The organism is Chryseobacterium sp. C-71 (genome assembly GCF_020911865.1).
In the GTDB taxonomy this organism is placed as follows: domain Bacteria; phylum Bacteroidota; class Bacteroidia; order Flavobacteriales; family Weeksellaceae; genus Chryseobacterium.
The window spans coordinates 4210993-4219626 of sequence record NZ_CP087131.1; the positions used below are offsets into that span (position 1 = coordinate 4210993).

Sequence of the window (8634 nt, forward strand, 5' to 3'; positions counted from 1 at the left end):
TTGCGGCATTTCTTATTTCATATATTGTTCTTCGTTTTCAATAAATCTCTGATTTCCATTAATAATTTTTGGTCTTCAGTTGGTCCTGCAGGAGCTTCTACAACGGTATCTTCTTTTTTACTTAAACTCGCAATTCCTTTGATGAGCATAAATAAAACAAATGCTACAATGATGAAACTGATGACGGAAGACAAGAAATTTCCATATTTCACTCCGTTCCATGAAAGTTCTGCAATGTTTTTTACATTTGCTTTTTCCAATGCCGGATTCAACAATAGAGGTGTAATAATATCATCAACAAATGATTTTACAATTGCACTGAAAGCTGCACCGATGATAACACCGACAGCAAGATCGACAACATTGCCTTTAAAAGCAAAATCTTTAAAATCCTTAACAAATCCCATAATTTATTTTTTTTAAATGTTTAACACAAAATTAAAATTTAAAAACTTTAATCATGCAAGTTTCAGCGAGTTTTTACGATGATAATTAGATTATTTTTAAATTATAATCATTAATTTTAATAAAAATAGGATTCAATGAAAATTTTCACAGCAGAAAACATCAGATTAGCAGACGAGTTTACCATACAAAATGAACCCATTTCATCGGTTAATTTAATGGAGAGAGCAGCTTATGCATGTGCAAATTGGATTGTTGAAAATTGTAAAAAGCATAAAAAGTTAGCAGTCTTTTGTGGAAACGGTAATAACGGCGGAGACGGTTTTGCTATTGCGAGATTATTGTATATGAAAGGCTTTGATGTAAATGTTTTCATAGATTCATCAAAGGAAAAATTTTCAGAAGATGCTCAAATTAATTATAAAAGATTAAAAGAATTTTCTGGAATTTCAATTGATGATTTCAGAGCAATCAAGAACATTCAGTTTAATCAAACTGTTATTATTGATGCACTTTTCGGAACAGGATTATCAAGAAAATTAGATGGGATTTATGGAGATTTAATTGAAAAATTGAATGATTCTAAGCAAATAAAAATTTCTATTGACGTTCCTTCAGGATTATTTTCTGATAAAATTTTAGAAGAAAATCAAACTGTTTTTAAGTCTGATTATACTTTAAGTTTTCAGTTTTGGAAAAGGAGTTTTTTACATCCTGAAACCGGAAAGTTTGCAGGTAAAGTTGTGATCTTGGATATTGATTTAAGCAAAGAATTTATAGAAAAAACAGCAACTGATTATTTTGTAATTGATGAAACAACTATTCACGAAATTTTTCAGCCAAGAAACGATTTTGCACATAAAGGAACTTACGGAAAATCGATTATTGTTGGTGGAAGTTATGGTAAAATAGGTGCTGCAGTTTTAGCCACAAAATCGGCTTTGAAAACTGGTTCAGGATTAACTTTTGTTATGGCACCCAACTGTGGATACGAAATACTTCAGACGACTTGCCCGGAAGCAATGTTTATTTCTGGTGGCGGAAAATTGATAGAAAAAATTGAAATTCAGGAGAATGTTGTGTATGGAATTGGTCCGGGTTTAGGAACAGATTCTTTAACGGAAAAAGCATTGTTGGAATTTTTGGAGCAAAGTTTAAAACCATTGCTACTAGATGCGGATGCTTTAAATAGTATTGCTAAAAATAAAGACAGCATCAATTTAATTCCAAAAAACTCAATTATTACTCCACATCCTAAAGAATTTGAGCGATTGTTTGGTTCGACTGAAAATTCATTTAAGCGAATAGAATTGGGAAGAACTAAAGCAAAAGAATTACAAATCTTTATTGTTTTAAAAGATCATCACACGCAAGTTATTACTCCAGAAGGCAATGTGTTTTATAATATCACCGGAAACTCAGGTTTGGCAAAAGGTGGAAGTGGAGATGTTTTGACGGGGATTATTACTTCACTTTTAGCTCAAAATTATTCTCCCAAAAATGCGTGCATTTTAGGAGTTTGGATTCACGGAAAGGCTGCAGATTTTGCTGCTCAGAAATTCTCTAAAGAAGCCATGCTACCGACTGATGTTATCGATGAACTTGGAAATGTGTTCTTGGAACTCAACAAAAAAGCCACAACAATGTTATGACTTTTTAATGATATTTTTAATTTTTCTTAAACTGTTTTTTGTGTTTCGGGAAGAGCTTTATTGTTTTTAGAATAAAACATTATGATTAAACCTGCCAACATAAACGGTATTGATAAAATCTGTCCGGTATTTAAACCTGCAAAAGAAATTACTTCATCACCCTGAGGCATTTTCAGGAATTCTACAAAGAATCTAATAGCCCAAAGAAGGAAAAAGAACAATCCGAATAACCAACCCTGCTGATATTTTTTGTCTGTTTTTCTGTATAAAACCCAAAGAATCACAAATAAAGTTACGTAGCCTACCGCTTCAAATAACTGAGTAGGATAACGTGTTACCGTTAATCCATATTCGCTGCTTTGTTGTGGAAATAATAAGGCAAATGGAGAGTTCGGGTCAACAGGTTTTCCTATGATTTCAGAATTAAAAAAGTTACCCATTCTTACGAATGCACCTCCGATGGCTACTACAATTCCTAATCTGTCAAAAACCCAGAGCGGATTTTTTTTCACGATTTTATAAGAATAATATAATGTTGTTACGATCACTGCAAGTGTTGCTCCGTGACTTGCTAACCCCGCAAATCCTGTAAATTTTATTCCGTTTTTTGTGCTGATGGGTAAAAATACACTCCAGAAATCTTCTTTAAATAATTCCGGCTGATAAAAAATAACGTGACCTAATCTTGCTCCCAAGATAGTTCCTATTAATGTCCATGTGAAAAATGGTTCTACATATTTTGTATCAACTCCGTCAATAGAATACATTTTTGTCATTAGGAAATACCCGATTCCAAAAGCGAAAATAAACATCAAACTATAAAAGTGTAAAGTAACCGGTCCTAAATGTATTCCCGTTGAAGGATCCCAAATTTTAAAAGGGGTTTCGAGCTCAACTTTATCGGTAGATTTGATTGGATTAGGAGTTTTTGCAGCATATTTAAAAACTTCAACATTATCTTCAGTTATTTTAATGTTCTCAACCAATCTAAAATCTTTGTCAAAAAACTGATAATTGTTTGCTTTAAATTTCCCTAAAATAATAGAGCTGTTCATGTAATGTGAAGCTTCTACATTTGATTTATTTAAAATAACCAAAGTATTCTGTATGTTATTTAAATTGGCAAAAGAATCAAGTTCTATAAGTTCTGAAGTTGCAAAAATCTTCACCGGAAGGTTGGTTGAATTTACTTTTAAAGTTCCCTCAGACAATCCTACCGGATTATTTTGTGCAAAAAAACACTGGGTAATCAATGCAAATGCAAAAAGGTAAATTCTGAAAAAAATAGTACTCATTTTTATTTTTTTAATAGGTCGTTTATTCAAAAATATTATTTTTTTGGAGGTACGGGATCATAGCCGCTTCCGCCCCAGGGATGACATTTAGCAATTCTTTTCAATCCCAGCCAAAATCCTTTAAATATGCCATGTACTTGCAGCGATTTAACCATGTAGTGCGAACAGGTTGGCTCATATCGGCAGTTTTTGGGAAGCAGAGGCGAGATAAACCATTGGTAAAATCTGATTAAAATTACCAAAGGCGATGTAATGATTTTATTAAATGTAAGTTTCAAAACAATGCAAAAATAGGCTAAAAAATTGAAAATTAGTTTAAATTTGTTAGAAGTTTCAGAGCGATAAATAGCTGTTCGTCGGATTAATTAACGCGTTTGTCGATTTTAAAATTTCCTGGTAGAAAATCAGCCTCATTATTGAAAATCTGTAACTTTTTTTTAAATTTCATTTTAACCAAACTATAAATTTTGAGTCAAAACACTCCATTAGCCGAAAGAATGAGACCGAAAACTTTAGATGAAGTTTTGGGACAGGAGCATCTTACCGGCGAAAAAGGTACACTGAGGAAAATGCTGCAGAATGACACCTTGAATTCTCTCATTCTGTGGGGGCCACCGGGAACAGGTAAAACTACTCTCGCAGAAATTATTTCAGAAAAATCCGGAAGGAAATTTTATAAACTATCAGCGGTGTCTTCGGGTGTGAAGGATGTAAGGGATGTGATTGATGAAGCCAAAAAACAAAACCTGTTTTCAGGAAAATCTCCTATTCTTTTTATTGATGAAATTCATCGTTTTAATAAATCTCAACAAGATTCTCTGCTGCATGCCGTTGAAAAAGGTTGGATAGTTTTGATTGGTGCAACAACAGAAAATCCCAGTTTTGAAGTGGTTTCAGCATTGCTTTCAAGAAGTCAGGTGTATATTTTAAAAGCTTTGTCACATGAGAAACTGGAAGAGCTGATTGATATTGCTCTTGAAAGATTTAATAAAGATGAAAAAACTGATTTCACTATCAAAGAAAAGCAGGCTTTCATTCAATATTCGGGTGGTGACGGAAGAAAACTGATTAACTCTGTTGAATTGGTTCTCAGCCAGTTTATTAATTCAAATACAAAAGAAATTTCGAATGATGACGTGATGGAGGTGCTTCAGGAAACGATGGCATTGTATGATAAAAATGGTGAACAGCATTATGATATCATTTCAGCATTTATCAAATCGATGCGAGGAGGTGACCCGAATGGTGCAGTATATTGGCTTGCGAGAATGATCGCCGGTGGAGAAGATATTAAATTTATTGCCCGAAGAATGCTTATTTTGGCGTCTGAAGATATTGGTTTGGCCAATCCAAATGCTTTGGTGATTGCAAACAGTTGTTTTCAGGCGATAAATGTAATCGGAAATCCTGAAGCCAGAATTTTGTTGAGCGAAACTGCAATTTATCTGGCGGTTTCACCGAAAAGTAATTCGGGATATATGGCAATTAACGATGCCTTAGCTTTTGTTAAAAAGACCGGAAATTTGCCGGTTCCGCTGCATTTGAGAAATGCGCCGACTAAACTGATGAAAGACCTAGATTATGGTAAAGAATATAAATACGCTCATTCTTACGAAGGCAATTTTGTCGATCAGGATTTTTTACCGGAAGAAATAAAAGACGTTAAGTTCTACGAACCCGGAAATAATGCCACAGAAAAGAAAATCTACGATGAGCTCAAGAAAAAATGGACAAATAAGTACTAAAAAAAACGGATATTCAACTTTGAATATCCGTTTTTAATATAATAATTCTAAATATTATTTTTTATTTGTGGTAATAACCAGCGCCTTTTTACCATCCATAGTTTCGACTTTGTAGTCAGAAATCATATCAGCAAAGATATGTACATCGGTATTCTTGAATTCATATCCTTCAATAAAAACAGGTGTATCTTTTGAAAGCCCATTTTGAGAATTGAAATCAGCTAAAGCAATATGATCTAAAGTTCCGAAATCTTTTTTGAACTTCACTTCAGCCAAACCATTGTCAGCTAAATAATCAAATTTCTTAAGGTTTTGAGGAAGATTTGCTTTGGTTTTAAAAACATTTACACTCTGAACGGCTTCTTTTCTTGAATCGAACATTGCTACAGTGCCTACAGCGTCGTTACAGATTGCAAATTTTACGGTAGGATTTTTTTGAGCAAATAAAGTTGCTGAAGCAAATATTAATAAAGAGTAGAGAATTTTTTTCATATAACAGATATTTATTATTCAAATAATCTTGCATCAGCTTATAGAAGCTTGTTTGCGATGTTTTATCAACATTAGTTCCTTAAATTAAAGTATGAGTGTTAAAAACGTGATAAATATACTTATTTTTTACAGATTGTCAATGAAAAATTAAAATAATTTATAAAATAATGACAAATAATAGATTTTGCTGTTATTTCTATTGATTTTCTTCAAGAGCTTCATCTTTTTTGTCTACCAATTTTTTAATCATAATTTTAAGTCGCTGGAACATAAATGAACTCAATAGCAAAATAATTCCAAGGATGATAAATGCGATAATTCTTGAGACATTATCCATTTGCCAAACGTCGTAAGCGTATAGTTTTAAAATCATAATTCCGAGTAAACTGAAACCGATTTTGTTGAATTCCGGAATGTCTTTTTTTAAACCAAAATAAATGAAAAGACAAGCCAAAACTGCCCAGATAATAGGCAAGTATAATATGCTGAAGTGATTTTGAAGGGTATAAATTTCCTCCAAATTATTTGCATTAATCAGTAAATATGTTCTAAATAATTCGAAACTGAAAGCAACAACAATAATTAAAGACGTTACCCAATATGCTAAGTTGTTTTTAATAAAATCTGATTTCGGAATTATTTTTAAAATTAGATAGCTTAGCGGTAAAATATACAATAAGTGAACAAAGAAAAAACCGAATTCAATTTGTTTACTAATAATTTCTGTTGCAACTTGTGAACTTGATATATGCGTGAAGAGCAATAAAAGAAAAAGGTAAATCATTCCGGTCTGGAAATCTCTGGTGATGCTCAGTTTTTTACCGAAAAGAATCAACGCAAACAAGTAATACAAAGTAAAAAGGAAACTAATGGTAAGGATAAAAACCAAACTTTCATCCGAAATATGATAGATGATTTCAAATAACACTGAAAAATAAATAACCGAAATGCATAAAAATTTAAATACATTTTCATAAAACTCCAATTCAGATTTTTCCTCTTCAGAATCTTTTTTCAATAAAAATAAATTCATAAAACAGCTTCCAATCACAATCAAACTTGTAATAAAAACCGGATTGAAGATAACATTTAACGAAGCTGAATCAAAATACCTCGCCCAAGTGATCATCTGAGATAAAATAACCATTGGAAAAAGCACGTAAAAGAATACTTTGAAGATTTTGTGATTTGTTTTCTTCCAGATATACAGCAGAAGGCTCGCCTCGATTGCCCAAACACTTGTAGTAAGATGAGTTTTTAACTCTAGTGCAAATGCTAATGTGATAAGGCTGAGGGTGATACTTGCAAAAACTGAATAGTTGATACCGAAATTTTTCTTTTGATATTCTCTGTATAAACCACAAGCGTTGATGATGGCAAAAGCAACCGGAAATACAGATACAGGAAACATTTGCAACTCGTTAAAAATATAAACCAAACCTGAGACTGCCGAAAAATTAATTAACACAAGCATTAATATATCAAGCTGTAACAACAGATTTTTTTTAATATAATTCTGTAAAGCAAACGCATAAAATATAATATATGTAATACTATAAAAAGGAATACTCGCCAACGTTGGATGATCTGTAGTCCAGGCGAAAAGATAGATTGAGGTGAAGATAAAAGAGATCCAGCCGATGCTTTTCCAATGTTTGATATAGGCGATAATCAGCATTCCAATATTTAAAACAGATAAATAAGTAAACAGGAAAATATAGTTGCTTTGCCCTGTGCTGATCATTAAAGGCGCTAAAAACCCACCAAATAAAGAGAATATGATTAAAATTTCGCTTTTGTAATAGTACGAAAGAGCGATTGAAATCACAGTAATCAAACATGTTATCAAAAACGCTGTATTCTGTGAAAAAACATGGTATTCCCGAAAGGCAATCGTTGTTGTAAAGTAGAGTACTGCCACGCCGCCGCCCGTAATTATTGAAGAAAAAACGGTATAGTTCTTCCTTAAAAAATGTCCGATTCCTATGATGCTGATGCCGACGATGAAGCCGATTCCAGCTCTGGAAGTCTCGCCAATCCAGTTTTTGTCGATGGCGTATTTTACAAAATATCCTATTCCTAAAACGAGCGTAAAAATACCAATAATGGTGAGTGCGTTTTGTTTTAGAAAATCAAAAACAGGGGTCAGCCAATCTTTCTGTTGTTCTAGTTCTTCAAAATTGGTTGGAATTATATTTGGGTCTTGAACTCCGGTATTTTGATTGATAAATTGAATGGGTTCTGGGATGTTATCTTCATTTTCAGCCTTCTCAACTGAAGAAATTTCTTTTTTAGATAAATCAGAAATTTTTTTTTCTAAAATCTCTATGCGCCTATTAAGTCTATAATAAACCAATATGAGAATCACTATTAACATGACAATTAAAGAAGAAATAGAACTCATATAATTAGATTTGTCATCAAATATAAGAATTTGAAAAATAGAGGTCAATAAAAAATCCATTGTGTGAATTTTTACAATGGATTGTCATTTATTTAATTTTCTTTCCAGTTTTTTTCGATGAGCTTCATCAAAAAGTCGGGACATTTGATGACTTTGTTGGTTGCAGCGTCTAAAAAGAAAAGGGTAGTGCGGGCTTCTGTAATTTTTATTTTTTCTTCGTTATAAATTTCATATTCAAATTCTATTCGCACACCCGGAATTTTTTTTACATAAGTATGAATTTCTAATTTTTGATCGTATAAAGCTGGTTTTAAATACTTAATATTGTAATCAGAAACCGGTAGCCAGATTCCAAGCTTTTCAATCTCGTCATAAGATATTCCTATGCTTCTGAAAAGTTCTACTCTTCCCAATTCAAAATATGCGGCGTAGTTGCCGTAATATACGTATTTCATAGGGTCGGTTTCTGCGTAACGTACTCGTATTGTGTGAGTTGTGTGTATCATCTTGAGGTTTGATTTATACATACAAATATATTTTTTAATAATCAATACTTGCAATATTTTTTTTTAAAGTTAAAATATGTGACCTTTGTCTTCCCAATAAAAGCAAACAACCAAAGAATTAATCAGGGCATAAAA

The 8634-nt window shown here is 32.4% G+C and carries 8 protein-coding genes; 2 read left to right on the forward strand and 6 right to left on the reverse strand.

Annotated elements, in window-relative coordinates:
- Window positions 1-17: 17 nt before the first annotated feature.
- Window positions 18-407 (reverse strand): large conductance mechanosensitive channel protein MscL, encoded by a 390-nt coding sequence (mscL, locus tag LNP04_RS19425; RefSeq protein ID WP_229984538.1) that lies wholly within the window; start codon window positions 405-407, stop codon window positions 18-20.
- 135 nt (window positions 408-542) lie between these two features.
- Between mscL and LNP04_RS19430 the strand changes: the two genes are divergently transcribed.
- Window positions 543-2057: an NAD(P)H-hydrate dehydratase gene (locus tag LNP04_RS19430; RefSeq protein ID WP_229984539.1), complete on the forward strand. Its 1515-nt coding sequence runs from the start codon at window positions 543-545 to the stop codon at window positions 2055-2057.
- Between the two features lie 26 nt (window positions 2058-2083).
- Here the strand turns inward: LNP04_RS19430 and lgt are convergent, their stop codons facing one another.
- Entirely contained in the window at window positions 2084-2869 is a 786-nt protein-coding gene (gene lgt / locus LNP04_RS19435; RefSeq protein ID WP_229986325.1) for a prolipoprotein diacylglyceryl transferase, read from the reverse strand.
- A 518-nt stretch (window positions 2870-3387) separates the two neighbouring features.
- On the reverse strand, window positions 3388-3630 hold the full coding sequence (gene yidD / locus LNP04_RS19440; protein WP_185145176.1) for a membrane protein insertion efficiency factor YidD: 243 nt from the start codon (window positions 3628-3630) through the stop codon (window positions 3388-3390).
- 189 nt (window positions 3631-3819) lie between these two features.
- Here yidD and LNP04_RS19445 point away from each other — a divergent pair, with 189 nt between their 5' ends.
- The gene (locus LNP04_RS19445) at window positions 3820-5097 is read left to right on the forward strand and encodes a replication-associated recombination protein A (RefSeq protein WP_229984540.1); all 1278 of its coding nucleotides are present in this window, start codon (window positions 3820-3822) and stop codon (window positions 5095-5097) included.
- A 54-nt stretch (window positions 5098-5151) separates the two neighbouring features.
- Here LNP04_RS19445 and LNP04_RS19450 read toward each other — a convergent pair whose 3' ends face one another.
- From LNP04_RS19450 to LNP04_RS19460, 3 genes are all read right to left on the reverse strand, one after another.
- A complete protein-coding gene (locus LNP04_RS19450; RefSeq protein WP_229984541.1) occupies window positions 5152-5589 on the reverse strand; it encodes a hypothetical protein in 438 nt (145 codons plus the stop codon).
- Between the two features lie 196 nt (window positions 5590-5785).
- Window positions 5786-8053, reverse strand: a complete 2268-nt coding sequence (locus LNP04_RS19455; protein WP_229984542.1) for a DUF2339 domain-containing protein — start codon at window positions 8051-8053, stop codon at window positions 5786-5788.
- 32 nt (window positions 8054-8085) lie between these two features.
- The gene (locus LNP04_RS19460) at window positions 8086-8499 is read right to left on the reverse strand and encodes a thioesterase family protein (RefSeq protein WP_229984543.1); all 414 of its coding nucleotides are present in this window, start codon (window positions 8497-8499) and stop codon (window positions 8086-8088) included.
- Between the last annotated feature and the right edge of the window lie 135 nt (window positions 8500-8634).